The organism is Bradyrhizobium guangzhouense (assembly GCF_004114955.1).
Classification (GTDB): domain Bacteria; phylum Pseudomonadota; class Alphaproteobacteria; order Rhizobiales; family Xanthobacteraceae; genus Bradyrhizobium; species Bradyrhizobium guangzhouense.
Window position 1 is genome coordinate 831721 of the sequence record NZ_CP030053.1, and the last position, 17535, is coordinate 849255.

The 17535-nt window shown below is 64.7% G+C and carries 15 protein-coding genes; 6 read left to right on the top strand and 9 right to left on the bottom strand.

What is annotated here, in order from left to right:
• The first annotated feature begins 185 nt into the window (after positions 1 to 185).
• The 4 genes from XH91_RS04030 to XH91_RS04045 all read left to right on the top strand — a co-directional run bounded on the left by XH91_RS04030 (position 186) and on the right by XH91_RS04045 (position 5516).
• On the top strand, positions 186 to 3599 hold the full coding sequence (locus tag XH91_RS04030; protein ID WP_128949383.1) for a helicase-related protein: 3414 nt from the start codon (positions 186 to 188) through the stop codon (positions 3597 to 3599).
• A gap of 52 nt (positions 3600 to 3651) precedes the next feature.
• Positions 3652 to 3882 carry a S4 domain-containing protein gene (locus XH91_RS04035; protein ID WP_245470866.1) on the top strand — a complete coding sequence of 77 codons (231 nt, stop codon included), beginning with the start codon at positions 3652 to 3654 and terminating at the stop codon, positions 3880 to 3882.
• A 132-nt stretch (positions 3883 to 4014) separates the two neighbouring features.
• Positions 4015 to 4353, top strand: coding sequence for a ferredoxin FdxA (fdxA, locus tag XH91_RS04040; RefSeq protein ID WP_128949385.1), 339 nt, complete (start codon positions 4015 to 4017; stop codon positions 4351 to 4353).
• A gap of 344 nt (positions 4354 to 4697) precedes the next feature.
• Complete coding sequence (locus XH91_RS04045) at positions 4698 to 5516, top strand: CarD family transcriptional regulator (protein WP_128949386.1); 819 nt, start codon at positions 4698 to 4700, stop codon at positions 5514 to 5516.
• 99 nt (positions 5517 to 5615) lie between these two features.
• Here the strand turns inward: XH91_RS04045 and XH91_RS04050 are convergent, their stop codons facing one another.
• The 8 genes from XH91_RS04050 to cyoA all read right to left on the bottom strand — a co-directional run bounded on the left by XH91_RS04050 (position 5616) and on the right by cyoA (position 14037).
• On the bottom strand, positions 5616 to 7001 hold the full coding sequence (locus XH91_RS04050; protein ID WP_245477379.1) for an adenylate/guanylate cyclase domain-containing protein: 1386 nt from the start codon (positions 6999 to 7001) through the stop codon (positions 5616 to 5618).
• Between the two features lie 130 nt (positions 7002 to 7131).
• Positions 7132 to 7665: a response regulator transcription factor gene (locus tag XH91_RS04055; protein WP_092233395.1), complete on the bottom strand. Its 534-nt coding sequence runs from the start codon at positions 7663 to 7665 to the stop codon at positions 7132 to 7134.
• Positions 7655 to 9040 (bottom strand): ATP-binding protein, encoded by a 1386-nt coding sequence (locus XH91_RS04060; RefSeq protein ID WP_128949388.1) that lies wholly within the window; start codon positions 9038 to 9040, stop codon positions 7655 to 7657. Before XH91_RS04060 ends, XH91_RS04055 begins: the two co-directional genes overlap by 11 nt.
• On the bottom strand, positions 9012 to 9839 hold the full coding sequence (locus XH91_RS04065) for an SURF1 family protein (protein ID WP_128949389.1): 828 nt from the start codon (positions 9837 to 9839) through the stop codon (positions 9012 to 9014). Before XH91_RS04065 ends, XH91_RS04060 begins: the two co-directional genes overlap by 29 nt.
• Positions 9840 to 9856: 17 nt before the next feature.
• Entirely contained in the window at positions 9857 to 10237 is a 381-nt protein-coding gene (cyoD, locus tag XH91_RS04070) for a cytochrome o ubiquinol oxidase subunit IV (RefSeq protein WP_128949390.1), read from the bottom strand.
• Positions 10234 to 10863, bottom strand: a complete 630-nt coding sequence (cyoC, locus tag XH91_RS04075; protein WP_128949391.1) for a cytochrome o ubiquinol oxidase subunit III — start codon at positions 10861 to 10863, stop codon at positions 10234 to 10236. The genes cyoD and cyoC overlap by 4 nt, the downstream gene beginning before the upstream one ends.
• The gene (cyoB, locus tag XH91_RS04080; RefSeq protein WP_128949392.1) at positions 10864 to 12861 is read right to left on the bottom strand and encodes a cytochrome o ubiquinol oxidase subunit I; all 1998 of its coding nucleotides are present in this window, start codon (positions 12859 to 12861) and stop codon (positions 10864 to 10866) included.
• Positions 12862 to 12876: 15 nt separating this feature from the next.
• Positions 12877 to 14037, bottom strand: a complete 1161-nt coding sequence (gene cyoA, locus XH91_RS04085) for a ubiquinol oxidase subunit II (RefSeq protein WP_128949393.1) — start codon at positions 14035 to 14037, stop codon at positions 12877 to 12879.
• Between the two features lie 182 nt (positions 14038 to 14219).
• Between cyoA and XH91_RS04090 the strand changes: the two genes are divergently transcribed.
• Together XH91_RS04090 and XH91_RS04095 are read left to right on the top strand one after the other, a co-directional pair.
• A complete protein-coding gene (locus XH91_RS04090) occupies positions 14220 to 15557 on the top strand; it encodes an MFS transporter (protein ID WP_128949394.1) in 1338 nt (445 codons plus the stop codon).
• Between the two features lie 55 nt (positions 15558 to 15612).
• Positions 15613 to 16011 (top strand): c-type cytochrome, encoded by a 399-nt coding sequence (locus XH91_RS04095; protein WP_128949395.1) that lies wholly within the window; start codon positions 15613 to 15615, stop codon positions 16009 to 16011.
• Positions 16012 to 16015: 4 nt separating this feature from the next.
• Here the strand turns inward: XH91_RS04095 and XH91_RS04100 are convergent, their stop codons facing one another.
• On the bottom strand, positions 16016 to 17515 hold the full coding sequence (locus XH91_RS04100) for a M48 family metalloprotease (protein WP_488230402.1): 1500 nt from the start codon (positions 17513 to 17515) through the stop codon (positions 16016 to 16018).
• Positions 17516 to 17535: the final 20 nt, after the last annotated feature.

Consider the following 17535-nt stretch of genomic DNA (forward strand, 5'->3'; position numbering starts at 1 on the left):
TACGCCGAGGCGGCTATGGTTGAGCGGACGGGCCGCGGCGTACTGGATGCCCCGGTCAAGCCGGGGCATGACAGTCGTATGCCTGGCCACGTGCAGCGTTCGGAGACATAGCCGACACCTCAGCACCCCACCGCCCCATCAAGCCCTGACATTCGCCCCATCAGCCATTACCTAATCAGCTAGACATGGCCTTTCCTCCCTCCTCCTTCGCTTCCGAGCGCGTGGCGTCCGATCGAGTTCCTGGCGCTGGCGTCACTGCGGTGCTCGGGCCGACCAACACCGGCAAGACCCATCTCGCCATCGAACGGATGCTCGCGCATTCCTCGGGGCTGATCGGCCTGCCGCTGCGCCTCTTGGCGCGCGAGGTCTATAACAAGATCGTCGCCCGGGTCGGCCCCGAGGCCGTGGCGCTGGTGACGGGCGAGGAGAAGATCAAGCCGAAATCGCCGCGCTATTGGGTCTCGACCGTCGAGGCGATGCCGCGCGATCTGGACGTCTCCTTCCTCGCCGTCGACGAGATCCAGATCGCCTCCGATCTCGAGCGCGGCCACGTCTTCACCGACCGCATCCTCAACCGCCGCGGCCGCGACGAGACGCTGCTGCTGGGCGCTGCGACCATGCGCCCGATCATCGAGCGGCTGTTGCCCGGCGTCTCCATGATCACGCGGCCGCGCCTGTCGCAGCTGGAATTCGCCGGCGACCGCAAGATCACGCGCCAGCCGCGCCGCACCGCCATCGTCGCCTTCTCCGCCGACGAGGTCTACGCCATCGCCGAGCTGATCAAGCGCCAGCACGGCGGCGCCGCCGTCGTGCTGGGCTCGCTCTCGCCGCGCACGCGCAATGCGCAGGTCGAGATGTTCCAGAACGGCGACGTCGATTATCTCGTCGCCACCGATGCCGTCGGCATGGGCCTCAATCTCGACGTCGACCACGTCGCCTTCGCCTCCGACCGCAAGTTCGACGGCTTTCAGTTCCGAAGGCTCACCCCGGCCGAGTTCGCGCAAGTCGCCGGCCGGGCCGGCCGTGCCACGCGCAACGGCACGTTTGGGACGACGGGGCGCTGCGGCCCGTTCGAGCCCGAGCTGGTGAACGCGCTGCAGAACCACATCGTCGATCCCGTGAAGATGCTGCAATGGCGCAATTCGAAGCTGGATTTCTCCTCGCTCGGCGCGCTGCAGGTTTCGCTGAACCTCGCCCCCGGCCACGAGACGCTGACGCGGGCGCCGATCGCCGAGGACATGCGCGTGCTCGACCACGCCGCCCGCGACGTCGAGGTGCGCGATATCGCGCATGGCAAGGCCGCCGTGGAGCGGCTCTGGGAGGCCTGCCAGGTCCCGGATTACCGGAAACTGTCGCCGGCCGCCCATGCCGAGCTGGTGACGACGCTCTACGGCTTCCTGATGCAGAAGGGCTGCATCCCCGATTCCTGGTTCGCGGCCCAGATCGACCAGGCCGACCGCATCGACGGCGACATCGACACGCTGTCGGCCCGGATCGCACAGATCCGCACCTGGACCTTCGTCGCCAACCGCCCGGACTGGCTGAAAGACCCCGAACGCTGGCAGGGGACCGCGCGGGAGGTCGAAAATAAATTATCGGATGCGCTCCATGAACGCTTGACTGAGCGTTTCGTTGATCGCCGGACCAGTGTATTGATGCGCCGCCTGCGGGAGAACACGAGCTTGAATACGGAAATCGGCAAGACCGGCGAAGTTATCGTCGAAGGCCATGTCATCGGCCGCCTCGATGGCTTCACCTTTGCACCGGATGCGGCGGAAGCCGGCTCCGATGCGAAAGCCTTGCAGGCTGCCGCGCAAGCGGTGCTCGCCGGCGAGATCAATACGCGCGCCGAAAAACTCGGCAACGCGCCGGACGACCAGTTCGTGCTGACCTCCGACGGCACCATCCGCTGGACCGGCGATGCGGTGGCGCGCCTCGTCGCCGCCGAAGAGGCGCTGCATCCGCGCATCCGCATCATCTCCGACGAACGCCTGACCGGTGGCCCTCGCGAAAAGGTGCAGGCGCGGCTCGAGCTCTGGCTCAAGACGCATATCGAAAAGCTGCTCGGGCCGATGTTCGAGCTGTCGAAGGCCGAGGACGTCACCGGCATTGCCCGCGGCATCGCCTACCAGCTCGTCGAGGCGCTTGGCGTGCTCGAGCGTCCCAAGATCGCCAATGAGCTGAAGGATCTCGATCAGCCTTCGCGCGCGACCTTGCGCAAATACGGCGTCCGCTTCGGCGCCTATCACATCTATTTCCCCGGCATTTTGAAGCCCGCCGCGCGTGCGCTCGCTGCGCTGTTGTGGGCGTTGAAGCAGGACAATGTCGATCTGTCGGCGCTGTCGGGCGCGCAGCATCTGGCGTCCTCGGGACGCACCTCGTTCCCGGTCGACAAGAGCTTGCCGCGCGATGCCTATCGCGTGCTCGGCTACAAGCAGGCCGGCGAGCGTGCCGTCCGCGTCGACATCCTGGAGCGCCTTGCGGACCTGATCCGTCCGGCGCTGGCTTGGCGCGAGAATTCGCCGGGCGAAAAGCCTGCCGGCGCGTTCGATGGCCGCAGCTTCGTGGTGACGCAGGCGATGACTTCGCTCACCGGCTCCGCCGGCGAGGATTTCGCCTCGGTGCTGCGCGCGCTTGGCTATCGCATGGAAAAGCGCGCGCCGCTGCCGCCGAAGCCTGCCGCGCCTGTTGCCGCGGAGACGCCGGTTGCCGAGGCCTCCACCGAGGCGCCTGCGACCGAAGAGGCGGCTGCTGCGCCCGCGGATGCCGCGATCGAAGCCGTCACCGTCGAAGACGCCCCCGGCATGGAGCAGCATGACGAGGGAGCGCAGGAAGAGCCCACGCTCGACGCTTCGCCCGAAGCGCCCGTCACACCCGAAGATGCCCCTGGCATCGCCCCGCCGGCGGAAGAGGCTGCAGCACCTGCCGAGGCTGCCGCAGAAGCCGCTCCCGCCGAGACCGCGGCCACGGAAGCTGCCGCATCTCCCGATGCTGCTGCGCCTGTCGAGGCAGCGCCTGCTGAAGCTTCCGCTGCACCGGCCGAGCCCGAGCTCGTCGAAGTCTGGCGTCCCGGCGGTCGTCACGAGGACCGCAAGCCGCGTCACGAGCGTCATCGCCATCAGCGTCACCACAATCAGCGACCGCAGGCTGGTGCTGAAGCTGGTGCCGCGCCCGCTGAGGGCGAGGTCGCGCAGTCGGCCGATGGCGAGAAGCGTAACGAGCGACATCGCCACGGTGGTCATCGTCGCGACGGCGGCAGGGATTTCCGCAAGCCGCGCGAGGGTGGTGCCGATGGCGCGCCGCGCCAGGAAGGGCGCGACGACAGGAACCGCCGCTTCGAAGGCAAGGACCGCGACAACAAGGACCGGGATCGCAATCGCGACAACAAGAAGTTCGGCGGCGATCGTGACAAGGGCCGCGACAACAGGGGCCGCGACCGCGACAAGGGCCGCGACCGCCGCGATCGCGAATCCGGTCCGTCGCTCCGTCCCTACGCCTCGAGCGCCGCCCCGCGTGAGCGCGATCGTCCGGCCGATCCGAACTCGCCTTTCGCCAAGCTCGCCGCGCTGAAGGAGCAGCTCTCGGGGCGCAAGGAGTAATCCCACGACCACCGAGCGGCAGCGCCTCGACAAATGGCTGTGGCACGCGCGGGTGGTGAAGGCGCGGACCTCGGCGGCTGAGCTCGTCGTAACGGGCCACGTCCGCATCAACGGCACGCGCGAGAAATCGCCGGGCCATGCGATCAAGATCGGCGACGTCGTCACCGTCGCGCTCGATCGCACTGTGCGCGTGCTCAAGGTGACCGGCTTCAACGAACGCCGCGGCGACGCCGCCTCGGCGCGCGCGCTTTACGAGGAGCTCGGCGACGCAAAGCGCAATTAATTGCGCTTGGTATTCATTTCTTGGTCGATCAACCACACAAAGCCGTCATGATCGGGCTTTCCCGACCTTGCAGCGCGGAGCCATCCGCGCTACGCAAGCCGCGACTTTTAAGAGAGCTTTTCGGAGCGTTGGATGACTTACGTCGTCACTGAAAACTGCATCAAGTGCAAGTACACCGACTGCGTCGAGGTCTGCCCCGTCGATTGTTTCTACGAGGGCGAGAACATGCTGGTCATCCATCCTGACGAATGCATCGATTGCGGCGTGTGCGAGCCGGAATGTCCGGCGGACGCCATCAAGCCGGACACCGAGCCGGGCCTGGAAAAGTGGCTTGAGGTGAACTCGGAATACGCCAAGAGCTGGCCGAATATCACCCAGAAGAAAGAATCGCCTGCCGACGCCGAGGAGTTCGACGGGCAGGCGGGCAAGTTCGAGAAATATTTTTCTAAGAACCCTGGCTCCGGAGACTAAAATCCGGCGCAAACTTAACCCTAATACCTTCGTCAGCGCCGAAAACCAGCCCTCAAGACCCCTAAATCATTGATTTTTGCGGGAAATGTGCTATATTGGGCACATTAAGCTGAACCCCCGTCAGCCCAGTTGGCCCCGTTGGGTTCCCGTGAAACCAAATGTCGAAACAGGGGCGTGGCAGTTTCCGCGCGCAGGCTGTGTCACAGAAAACGCGTAAAAAGAGTACTTCAGCGAGGGCTTCCCATAAGGAGGCCAAAAAAGTCGCCGCGGCCAGCCGTAGCGCATCAAAGGGTCGGACCGCGACTAAGGCGCCGGCTGCAAAGTCCTCGAAGAAAAGAAGCGCAATGCCTAACAAGACTGCCAAACCGGCCGCGAAAGCGACCGTTGCCAAGCCTGCTGCTGCCAAGGCTCCCGCTGCCAAGGCTCCCGCTGCCAAGCCCGTCGCTCCGAAGGCTCCCGTTGCTGCCGCCCCTGCCAAGGCCCCCGTTGCCGCTGCCAAGCCGGCCGTGAAGGCCGCCGCACCTGCGCCGAAGGTCGAGGAAAAGAAGGTCGTGACCCAGCGTCAGGGCTTCAAGGCCAATGAATTCGTCGTCTATCCCGCTCACGGCGTCGGCCAGATCCTGGCCATCGAGGAGCAGGAGATCGCCGGCGCGAAGCTCGAGCTGTTCGTCATCAACTTCATCAAGGACAAGATGACGCTGCGCGTTCCGACCGCCAAGGTCGCCAATGTCGGCATGCGCAAGCTGTCCGAGCCGGCGCTGGTGAAGAAAGCGCTGGAGACCCTCAAGGGCCGCGCCCGCGTCAAGCGCACCATGTGGTCGCGTCGCGCTCAGGAATACGAAGCGAAGATCAACTCGGGCGACATCGTCGCGATCGCGGAAGTCGTGCGCGACCTCTATCGCTCCGAGTCGCAGCCCGAGCAGTCCTACAGCGAACGCCAGCTCTATGAAGCGGCGCTCGATCGTCTGTCCCGCGAGATCGCGGTGGTGCAGCACTCGACCGAGACCGAAGCGGTCAAGGAAATCGAGGCCCAGCTCGCCAAGAGCCCGCGCCGCACCAATGCCAAGGCGGAAGCCGCCGACGGCGAAGGCGAGACGGATGCCGAGGGCGATACCGACGATACCGATGGCGACGACACCACCGTCGCCGACGAGGCCGCGTAAGCGCTTCGCGGCGTCGTTCGCAAGCAATCAAAAGCCCGGCCGTTTGGCCGGGCTTTTTGTTTGGATACGTGTTCGAACGGCGGCCAAGCCTCGCCTTGGTCAAGCGCGCGGCTGGGTCCAGATCGCGATCGGCCGCTCGAGCCCGCGAATCGCTTGGGGATCGCGGGCGATCAGCGAGCCAAATGTCTCGGCCGTGCCACCGAGCTCCAGCTTGGCGCGACTGACGAGATCATTGCTTGCGACCAGCGCGCAGTCGAGCGTGCGGGTCAGCCCTTCCAGTCGGCTCGCCGCATTGACGGTCGCACCGATCACGGCAAATTCCAGGCAGGTGTGCCCGATATCGCCGAGCACCACCGGTCCGTAATGCAGGCCGAAGCTGACGCGCATCGGCGATTCGCCGGATGCCCTTCGCCGTGCATTCCAGCCGTCCGCTGCCGCAATCATGGCCTGGGCACAGCGCAGCGCGTTGCTGGCGTCGCGCGCGCCCGCGAAGGGCGTGCCGAATGTCGCCATCAATCCATCGCCCAGATATTTGTCCAGCGTGCCGTCGTGACGGAATACCTCCTGCTCCATCAATCCGTGGAATTCGCGAAGCGTCCGCACCACTTCGTCCGGAGAGCGCACATCGGCAAAGGCCGTGAAGCCGACGATGTCCACGAACAGCACCGCGATGTCCTGCGTGCGCACCTGCTTCAATGGCTCGTCGTGCTTCGATAGTTCCGTGACGACATTGGGCGAGAAGTAGCGCGCTAGGTTGCCGCGCTCTCGCTCCACCGCGGCGTGTCGAATCAACAAGTCATTGCTGCGGCGAACCGCGAGCGCCAGTGTTACGGCCACGATCAGGAAGACGACGATTTCCTGGATGCGGAGGCCGAATCCGATCGCAGTGGGCGAGATCAGCGCGAGGAGCCTGTGATCGCTACCCACCGCCTCTGCAATGCGCGCGGTCAGTGCGGGATCGCGATCAGGTTGCCACCATACCCAGGCTACGCCGATCGCCCAGAGCGCTGCCGTCCAGGTTCCGACCGCAATCACGGTTCGCCAGGAATAGGCCAGCGTGGCGCCCGCAAGCAGCACGAAGAAGTAGATGAAGTTGCCGAAATGGTATTGCATCGCCACCGGCCAGCGCGTGGTGCCGAACGGGTTCGGGACGACGATGACGAAAGTGAGAAGCGCCAGGTCGCAGAACAAAAGTGCCAGCTCCGACCGCGACACGCCGACCCGCCCGACCCTGACCTGGGCCCAGCCGATCAGTGCGAACAGGCCAAGCAGCACCACGTAATAGAGCTGGTCCCATGCCGGGTTGATGGCAAGCAGCAGGCAGGCGATGACGGCCAGCGCGACATAGCGCGCCCGCACGGCCAGTTGCAGGCCCTCCTTCTTGCCGGCTTCGAGGGCTGCCTGCGCAAACTGAACGGTTTCGGTATCACGCTGGCTGCGCGTCCGCGACAGCGCGGCAGACGAGCCGAGGCGCTCGACGAGCATTGTCACAGGGCGGTCTCCTCGCTTGGGCCGTTGCAGCACGGCGGCGGCCGTCAGCCGCCGCATCGGGCAGTTTAGTGAGGCATGGTCGCGAGGTCATCAGCTCGGGTGAGTGTTTTCCTCGCCGCGCGGCTCACTTCACCGGCCGCTTCTCGAGCTTCCGTGCCAGGGTGCGTCGGTGCATCCCCAGTCGCCTCGCCGCTTCCGAAATATTGAAATCGGTCTCGATCAGCGTCTGGTGGATGCGTTCCCATTCCAGCGTCTTGATCGAGGTCGGCCGGACATCCAGCGCGACCTCGGCGTTGCCCTCGGCCTTGGTGAAGGCGGCTTCGATGTCGTCGGTGTTGGAGGGCTTTGCGAGATAGTGGCAGGCTCCTAACTTGATGGCCTCGACCGCGGTCGAAATGCTGGCGAAGCCCGTCAGCACCACGATCAGCATCTCCTCATCGTGGGTATGCAGCAGCTCGACGCACGCTAGCCCAGAGGCGCCGCCGAGCTTGAGGTCGACCACGGCGTAGCCGAACGATCGGTCCTCCAGAACCTTCCTGACATCCTCGATGGAAGCAGCGAGCACGACCTCATAGCCACGGCGTTCGAACGAGCGCTTCAGCGTGCGCGCAAAGCCTTCGTCGTCCTCGACGACGATGAGCGAACGGTCAGGCGTCAAAGCTGCCTCCGATCGCGAGCGTGGCGAGCGGCAGCGTCAGGCGGACCGTGGCGCCGCGTTTCCTGTGATTCTCCGCCGTTACGCTGCCCCCTAGCTTGCGCACCACGTTCACCACCAGGAACAGACCGAGCCCGCCTCCGGCGCGGCCCTTGCTCGATTGATAGGGTTTTCCGAGCTGCGCCAGCATTTCCGCTGCGAAGCCCGGGCCGCGGTCGCTGATCGAGAGCACCAGATTGTCACCCTCGCGTTCGGCGACCAACTCCACCCACTCGCGCGAGACTTCGTAGGCATTGTCGAGGACGTTGAAGATCACCTGCTTCAGCGCGATGTCGGAGACGATCGCGACGTCCTCGCCGAATGTGTTGATGAAATAGAGCGTCCGCGCCGAGCGGGCGTCGCGCCATTCCTCGACCAGCGCAGTGACGAAGGCGGTCACGGTCGTCGGCGAGGATCCTTCGCCGCGCGCCTCGCCGGCCGACACCAGAATGCCCGTCACGATGCTTTTGCAGCGCTGCAGCGAAGTCTCCATCTCCGTGAGGTCTTCGGCAAGCTCTTGATCCGCGGCGAGGTCCGGCATGCGGCGCCAGTCGCTGAGGATGACGGAGAGCGAGGCGAGCGGCGTGCCTAGCTCATGTGCGGCGCCGGAGGCCAGCAGGCCCATGCGGACGATGTGGTCCTGCTCGGCCGCATGCTGGCGCAGCGCCGCTAGGTGCGCGTCGCGCTGGCGCAAATTCCTGTTGATGCGGGTGACGAACACGACCAGCAACACGGCATTGAGGACGAAGCCCAGCAACATGCCGGCCACGGTGAGCGTATAGGTCTCGCTCAGCGGGTTTGGCGGCAGGTCCAGCGGCCGGTAGGCCATGGTCAGCCAGACGAAGCTTGCGCAGCTCAGTGCCACCAGCGACCAGGTCGAGCGGGCGTCGAGCAGCACCGCGCCGAGGGTGACCTGGAGCAGAAACAGCGAAGTGAAGGGATTGGTCGCGCCGCCGCTGAGATAGAGCTGTGCAGTCAGCGCCGCGACGTCCAGCATCAGCGCGACCAGCAGCTCATTGTTGGTGATCGCGGCGCGATGGCGTACCCAGACCAGGCTCGAGACGTTGAGCAGCACCAGCGCGCCGATCACCGCGCCCATGCGGGTCAAGGGCAGGGGGATGCCGAGCCAGAAATGCACGCCTCCAATGGTCACGATCTGGCCGACCACAGCGGTCCAGCGCAGCTGGATCAGCAGCGCCATGTTCTTGCGGTTGGTCTCGTCGTCGGTGGGGGCAGCGCCGACCAGCTCGCTGCGCGCGTCCGCCTGCGATTGCAGCGTGACAGCTAGCTCGCCAAAATTAGTCCCGTCGTCAGGTCGGTTCGACGATCGTTCCAGCATCTGATCCCGTCCTGCGGGCGGAGGCGTCTGGGCCGCCGGCCGGTTCGTGGACGAAGCGTTGGCGGCGGAACAGCCCGCCGCGAAATGTGACGAAAAGTCTGCCGGCCAGCATGAAAGCCAGGGCAAACCACGTCAGCGCGTAGATCAGGTGGTTATTGGGAAAGCGGATCACGGTCAATCCGCCGATGGGAGCGCCAGCGGATCGTGATCCGGCGTCGGCATCGATGAAAAAGGGCGCCACGTTCCGGAGATCGCGGGCCGCCGCGATCGCAGCGACATCCCGCGAATACCAGCGGTTGTGCTGGGGCAAATTGTCCCTGAGGAATCCGCCTTTTGGCTCGGTGACGCGCAAAAGTCCGCTGACCGCGACCTCTCCGGTCGGATTGCCGTCTCGGCGTGTCGATGGGTCGCGCCGCTCCGACGGCACGAAGCCGCGATTGATCAGGACAGTCGTGCCGTCGCCGCGCTCAAGCGGCGTCAGCACCCAATAGCCGGGGCCTTCCTCGGTGACCGCCTGAACGAGGGTCTCGCGGTCATGCAGGAACCGGCCGTGGACGCTGACATGCCGGTATTCGTCGCTTGCGGCCGTGATCGCCGGCCACGACGCCCGCGATGGGATGGGCTGCGCCGGGGCATGAACGCGCCGCTCGACCCGGTCGATCAGCGCCAGCTTCCAGGTGCGGCGCTCGACCTGCCAGACGCCGAGAGCCATCAGAGCAACGAAAGCGACAAGCGAGACAACCGTGAGCCACAGGCGCGGACGCGCAGCCCTTGCGGGGCTGCGCGGTTCGTTGTCCATAGGTCTCACGGGATCGCTCACTTCATGCCCGTCATCTCGTGCATCGGCATCATGTTGCTGTTGAGGTGGTTCATCACCCACAGCGAACCGGACAGTGCGATCACCACCATCACGATGGTGAAGATCAGCGCCATCATGCTCCAGCCGTTCTCGGACTTGGGGCTCATGTGCAGGAAGTAGATCATATGCACGACGATCTGCACGACCGCAAAAGCCATGATGACCAGCGCGGTGACCTGCTTGCTCGGCAACGTGCCGCTCATCACCAGCCAGAACGGGATCGCGGTCAGCACCACCGAGAGCACGAAGCCGAGCATGTAGCCCGAGAACGTGCTGTGGGCGTGGCCGTCGTCGTGGTGATGGCCATCCGCGTGGGCGGCGTGGGTATCGGTGCTCATCGCAGAACTCCCAGGAGGTAGACGAAGGTGAAGACGCCGATCCAGACCACGTCGAGGAAGTGCCAGAACATCGACAGGCACATCAGGCGGCGGCGGTTGGCCTCGATCAGGCCGAAGCGCCAGACCTGCACCATCAAGGTCACCAGCCAGATCAGGCCGCAGGAGACGTGCAGCCCGTGGGTGCCGACCAGAGTGAAGAAGGCCGACAGGAAGGCGCTGCGCTGCGGCGTGGCGCCTTCATGGATCATGTGGGCGAACTCGGTGAGCTCGATACCGATGAAGGCGGCGCCGAACAGGCCGGTGATCAGGAGCCACATCTGCGTCTGCGCGATCTTGTTCTGCTGCATCGTCAGCATGGCAAAGCCGTAGGTGATCGACGACAGCAGCAGCATCGAGGTGTTCACCGCGACCAGGTTGAGGTCGAACAGGTCCTTCGGCGCCGGCCCGGCGGCGTAGTTGGCGCCGAGCACGCCGAAGGCGGCGAACAGCATCGCGAAGATGAGACAGTCGCTCATCAGGTAGATCCAGAAGCCGAGCGAGGTGCTGTAGCCTTCCGGATGTGGATGTTCGTCGGCGAGATAGAACACCGGTTCGCCGGTTTGGGCGGGATTGACAGCGACAGTCATTTACTTGGCTCCGGCGAGCAGTTTGGTGCGCGAGTCCTCGGTCCGGATGACGTCGTCAGCCGGAATGTCGAAGTCGCGGTGATAGTTGAAGGTGTGACCGATCCCGACGGCGAGCATCGCTATGAAGCTCGCAGCCGCCAGCCACCAGATGTACCAGATCAGACCAAAACCCATCGCGGTCGCGAAGCCGGCGAGGATGATGCCGGTGCCGGTGCTGCGGGGCATGTGGATCGACTTGAATCCCACGAGCGGACGCTGATAGCCGCGCTTCTTCATGTCCCACCAGGCGTCATTGTCGTGGACGACGGGAGTGAAGGCGAAGTTGTAGTCCGGCGGGGGTGAGGAGGTTGCCCATTCCAGCGTGCGGGCGTCCCAGGGATCGCCGGTGACGTCCTTGAGCTGCTCGCGCTTGAGGAAGGAGACCGCGAACTGCATCAGCATCGAGAGGATGCCGAGGAAGACGAGGACTGCGCCGATCGCGGCGATGACGAACCAGATCTGAAGCGAGGGATCGTCGAACACGCGCAGGCGCCGGGTCACGCCCATCAGGCCGAGCACGTAGAGCGGCATGAAGGCCATGTAGAAGCCGGTGACCCAGAACCAGAACGACATCTTGCCCCAGAACGGATCGAGCCTGAAGCCGAACGCCTTCGGGAACCAGTAGTTGATGCCGGCGAACGCGCCGAACACCACGCCGCCGATGATCACGTTGTGGAAGTGCGCGATCAGGAACAGGCTGTTGTGCAGGACGAAGTCGGCCGGCGGCACCGCGAGCAGCACGCCGGTCATGCCGCCGATCACGAAGGTCAGCATGAAGGCGATCGTCCACATCATCGGCAGCTCGTAGCGGATGCGGCCGCGATACATCGTGAACAGCCAGTTGAACATCTTCGCGCCCGTCGGGATCGAGATGATCATCGTGGTGATGCCGAAGAACGAGTTGACGCTGGCGCCCGAGCCCATCGTGAAGAAGTGGTGCAGCCACACCAGGTACGACAGGATGGTGATGACGACGGTGGCGTAGACCATCGAGGTGTAGCCGAACAGCCGCTTGCCGGAGAAGGTCGAGGTGACTTCCGAGAAGATGCCGAAGGCCGGAAGAACCAGGATGTAGACTTCGGGATGGCCCCAGATCCAGATCAGGTTCACGTACATCATCGGGCTGCCGCCGAAATCGTTCGTGAAGAAATTGGTGCCGACGTAACGGTCGAGCGAGAGCAGCGCGAGCACGACGGTCAGGACCGGGAAGGAGGCGACGATCAGGATGTTGGTGCAGAGCGAGGTCCAGGTGAACACCGGCATCCGCATCATGGTCATGCCAGGGCAGCGCAGCTTGACGATGGTGCAGATCAGGTTGATGCCGGATAGCGTGGTTCCGACGCCCGCGACCTGCAGCGCCCAGATGTAATAGTCGACGCCGACATCAGGACTGTAGCCGATGTTGGACAGCGGCGGATAAGCCAGCCAGCCGGTACGGGCGAATTCGCCGATGAACAGCGAGGCCATCACCAGCACCGCGCCGCCGACCGTCATCCAGAAGCTGAAATTGTTCAGGAACGGGAACGACACGTCGCGGGCGCCGATCTGCAGCGGCACGACATAGTTCATCAGGCCCGTCACCAGCGGCATGGCCACGAAGAAGATCATGATCACGCCGTGGGCGGTGAAGACCTGGTCGTAGTGATGGGCGGGCAGGAAACCTTCCGAGCCGTTGAATGCCATCGCCTGTTGCGCGCGCATCATCAGCGCGTCGGCGAAGCCGCGCAGCAGCATCACGATGCCGAGCATCATGTACATGATGCCGATGCGCTTGTGGTCGACGGTGGTGAACCACTCGCGCCACAGATAGCCCCAGAGGCGGAAATAGGTGACGCCGGCGAACAGCGTGATACCGCCGAGCGCGACCATGATGAAGGTGCCGACGAGGATAGGTTCGTGCAGCGGCAGCGAATCGATGCCGAGACGGCCGAAGATGAGCTTGAGAAGATCAGGAGACATGCTGGCTGGATCTCTTTAGGAGTCGGATTTCGGACGTTGTCCGAGGAAGAAGAACGAGGACTTCAGCGGCGTGAACGTCGGCCGCCTCAGGCCGGCGCCGACCAGCGGCGCGGTATCGAGCGGTGCCTTGATCGCGGCGGTGGTCTGGCCTTGCGGGGCCTCCGGCGTGCAGGTGCCGGCGACGAAGACAGGCTCGGGACCGAGCACGGTGCCGCGGCGGGCGTACTTGTCGTAGGAGAGCGGCAGGGTGTTGTTCAGGCCCTCATGGCCGTTACCGCCCTTGGCGTCGATCGCCATCATCTCGCTCTGGCACATCTTGCCGGTCTCGACGCACATGTTGAGGATCAGGCGGTAGAGATCGGCATCGACGGTGCCCCAGCGGCGCACCGGCTCGTTTTCGCTCGGTTTCTCGAGCTGGAGATATTCGGCGCGGCCGAGTGAGCCGCCGGACGATTTGGCCTGCGCGATCCAGGCGTCAAAACCCTTGTCGTCGAGGCCGTGGAAGTTGAAGTGCATGCCGGAGAAGCCGGCGCCGCTGTAGTTCGCCGAAAAGCCCCTGTAAGTCCCGGCGTGGTTGATCACGGCGTGGAGCGATGTCTCCATGCCCGGCATCGCATAGATCTGTCCGGCGAGCGCGGGAATGTAGAACGAGTTCATCACCGAGGACGCGGTGATGTGGAAGTTGATCGGGCGATCAACCGGCGCAGCGAGCTCGTTGACGGTGGCGATACCGTAGTCGGGATAGATAAAGAGCCACTTCCAGTCGAGTGCGACGACGTCGACGTCGAGCGGTGCCCTGGACTGGTCCACGGCGCGCTCGGCATGGATGCGGCCGATGTTGCGATAGGGGTCGAGCAGATGCGTGCCCATCCAGGTCAGCGCGCCCAGGCAGACGATGATGAGCAGCGGCGCCGACCAGATCACCAGCTCGAGCTTGGTCGAGTGATCCCAATCCGGCTCGTAGCGGGCGGACGTGTTGGACTGGCGGTAGCGCCAGGCGAACAGCACCGTCAGCGCCATCACGGGGACGACGATCAGGAGCATCAGGACGGTGGAGATGATGACGAGGTCGCGCTGCTGCGCCGCGATATCGCCGGCCGGCGCCAGCACGACGTAGTTGCAGCCGCTGAGCGCGGCTGCCAGGGGTAGCAGCGCCAGGATCTTGAAACGGGACACGGGCCGAGCCTTATGAGAATGAGTTTCCTTTGCGGGGCCAATGGGTAGCTGCGGCGCAACAATCCGGACATTGGACAATTTGTCCAATGTTGCACTGCGGGATGTTGGGTCAAACAGGACCAGAGTGCCTGGCGTCCCGCCGGGCGGTCGGCTTTGGTTTTCAGGACGTTAAGGGCGCACGCATGGCGACGGCACAGACCCCCGCAATGGCGGATATCCACTCGGGCGAGCACGGCCACGACCAGGCCAGTCCCGGCGAGATCGCCATCGGCGTCATCATCGGCCGCACCTCGGAATTCTTCGACTTCTTCGTCTACGCTATCGCCTCGGTAATCGTGTTTCCGCGCCTGGTGTTCCCGTTCACGAGCGAGCTGACCGGCACCCTCTATTCCTTCATGATCTTCGCGCTGGCCTTCGTCGCCCGGCCGATCGGGACCGTCATTTTCATGACGGTCGACCGCGAGTACGGCAAGACGGCCAAGCTCGTCTCGGCACTGTTCCTGCTCGGCACCGCCACCGTGGCGCTGGCGTTCCTGCCCGGCTACTCCGAGATCGGCGTTGCCGCGATCTGGCTGCTGGCGCTGGCGCGTCTCGCGCAGGGTCTCGCCTGGGGCGGCGCGTGGGACGGCATGGCCTCGCTGCTGGCGCTGAACGCGCCGGCCTCGCAGCGCGGCTGGTACGCGATGGTGCCGCAGCTCGGTGCGCCGCTCGGGCTGATCGTGGCGAGCGCGCTGTTCGCCTATTTCGCCGGCAACCTCTCGGCCGACGATTTCTTCGACTGGGGCTGGCGCTATCCGTTCTTCGTCGCCTTCGCCATCAACGTCGTGGCGCTGTTCGCGCGCCTTCGCATGGTGACCACGGAGGAATATGCTTCGCTGTTCGAGACCCGCGAATTGCAGCCCTCGCGGATCTCGGACACGGTTGCCCGCGAAGGCCACAACATCATGCTCGGCGCTTTCGCGCCGCTGGCAAGCTTTGCGCTGTTTCACATGGTCACGGTGTTCCCGCTGTCCTGGGTGTTCCTGTTCACCCGCGAAAGCCCGGTGCGCTTTTTGATCATCGAGATCGTCGCCGCCGTGTTCGGCGTCGCCGCGATCGTGGTGTCCGGCATCATCGCCGACCGGGTCGGCCGCAAATCGCTGCTGATGGGATCGGCGATCGCGATCGCGATCTATAGCGGCTTTGCCCCGCAGCTGCTCGATGCCGGTGCGTTCGGCGAGACCATCTACATGGTGATCGGTTTCATCCTGCTCGGCCTTTCCTTCGGCCAGTCCTCGGGCGCGATCGCCTCGAACTTCAAGCAGATGTATCGCTACACGGCCTCCGCCCTGACCTCCGACATGGCCTGGCTGTTCGGCGCCGGCTTCGCGCCGCTGGTCGCGTTGCTGCTCGCCACCAATCTCGGCGTCATCGCCTCGGGTGCCTACCTGCTGTCAGGCGCGTTCTGGACCCTGCTCGCGCTCTGGCTCAGCGGCCAGCGCGAAGCCGGTGACATGGATGCGGGCGAATCGTCGAACTGACGGGAATAAAATTGGGGCCGAACGATCCTGTTTGCTGCCGCAAACAGGAGCTCACATGAACGTTCGATCCATTTCCGTCCTCCCGCGAAACACGACAAGCCTGGTTCTCGCGACAATCGCGATCGCGCTGTGCGCGGCCGGCCCCGCCGGCGCGACCGGCGATGCCGCGCGCGGCCAGACGCTCTACAAGGGCTGCGCAGACTGCCACTCGATCAATGAGAACGGCGTCGGTCCGATGCACAAGGGTGTGGTCGGGCGCAAGGCGGGCAGCGTCGCCGGCTACGATTATTCGCCGGACCTGAAGAACTCCGGGATCGTCTGGACCGAGGAAAATCTCGATAAGTGGCTGACCGGGCCGCAAGCCATGGTGCCGGAAACCAAGATGTTCTTCGACGTGCCGGACGCGCAGGATCGCGCCGATATCATTGCGTATCTGAAGGAGAAGGCGAAGTAGCGCCTCAGTCCGTCACGATCTTCACGCGGTCACGCACCTTCACCTGTGCGGTGCGGTCGAGCCCGTTCAGCACGCGAAAACGTTCGGCGGGATGATCGACGCCCGCCATGCGATGGGACAGCGATTCCACGGTGTCGCCGGGCTGCACGGTGATCACCTTGATGCGCAGCGGACGTGCGGCCTGGATCTCTTCGAGCGTCAGGCGGCGGAATGAATTGACGGTCTCGCGCGCATTGCGCTCGCTCTCGGTCGACTTCTGCCGCGTGGCGAAGATGAAGCGGTAGACGTCGCTGCCGAAGCGCAGCGCGTAGACCTTGAACTGCCACTGGTCGCCCTTGGCGGTGGCGGAGGCGGCCGGGAAACCATTGATGGTGAGGTCCTCGGTAGAGGCCTTCTCGACGCCTTCCATCCAGCCGGAATTCAGATAGTCGCCGAGCGATTGCTCGGCCGGCACGCGCACGACGTCGAAACGCATCGCCTGCGAGCCGCCGTCGCGCACGCCGATCACCGCCTGCGCGGTGTTGTCGAGCGTAAAATTATCGGGCGCCTGGAAGGTGAAGCCGAGCTTCGGGTGCAGGAATCTGCGGCCGCGGACAAAGCCCTCGCTGGGGTCCTCGCCATAGACGAGGTTGTCGATTGCGGCGAGATAGCTCTCGCGGTCGCGCTCGGCGCCTTCGGGCGCTGCATATTGCCGCGCAATGGTCTGCGCATTCTGCACCCGTTCGGGCGTCGCCGGATGCGACGATGTGAAATCCTGCGCGCGCGGATCCAGCGAGCTCTTGCCGGCCTTGAGCTCGGCATTTCGCTCCATTGCCGAGAGGAAGCGGGCGGCCCCGTAGGGATCGAAATGAGCCTTGGCGGAGATGCCGACGCCGATGCCGTCAGCCTCGAATTCCTGGTTGCGCGAAAAGCTCGCCATGGTGAGCTTGGTCTTGGCGAGCGCGAGCGCGGTCAGATCGGGGTCGTTGCTCATGTCCGTGACGACACGGGTGACGATCGCGGCCTGGCGTGCCTGGTCCTCGCGCATCGCGGCGTGCTTGGACAGCACATGCGCCATCTCGTGGCTGAGCACGGAGGACAATTCGGAGGTATCGCTGGCCAGCGCGAGCAGGCCGCGGGTCACATAGAGCTGGCCGTTCGGCAGTGCGAAAGCGTTCACCGCGCCGGAATTGAGGATGGTAACCTTGTAGCCCTGATCAGGGCGATCGGAGGCGGCAACGAGGCGGTCGACAGTCTTGCTGACCAGTGATTCGAGCTTGGGGTCGTCGTAATTGCCGCCATAGCTCGCCAGGATACGCTCGTGTTCCTTTTCGGTGGCGGGGGTCTGCGCCACGGCCGGCTTGGGCTTGGGCATCGCCACGGTTGCCGGGGTCGCTGCAGTCTGGAAACGGCCCATATCGCCGCAACCGGCGAGCCCCGTGCCCAGCAACAGGCAAAGCACCGCCGGCGCAGCCCGAAGGCGGCGCGCTTCGCCCGTTTTGTGCTGTTCTAGCACCCCATTCACGTCGCTTAACCTGTGCCTGG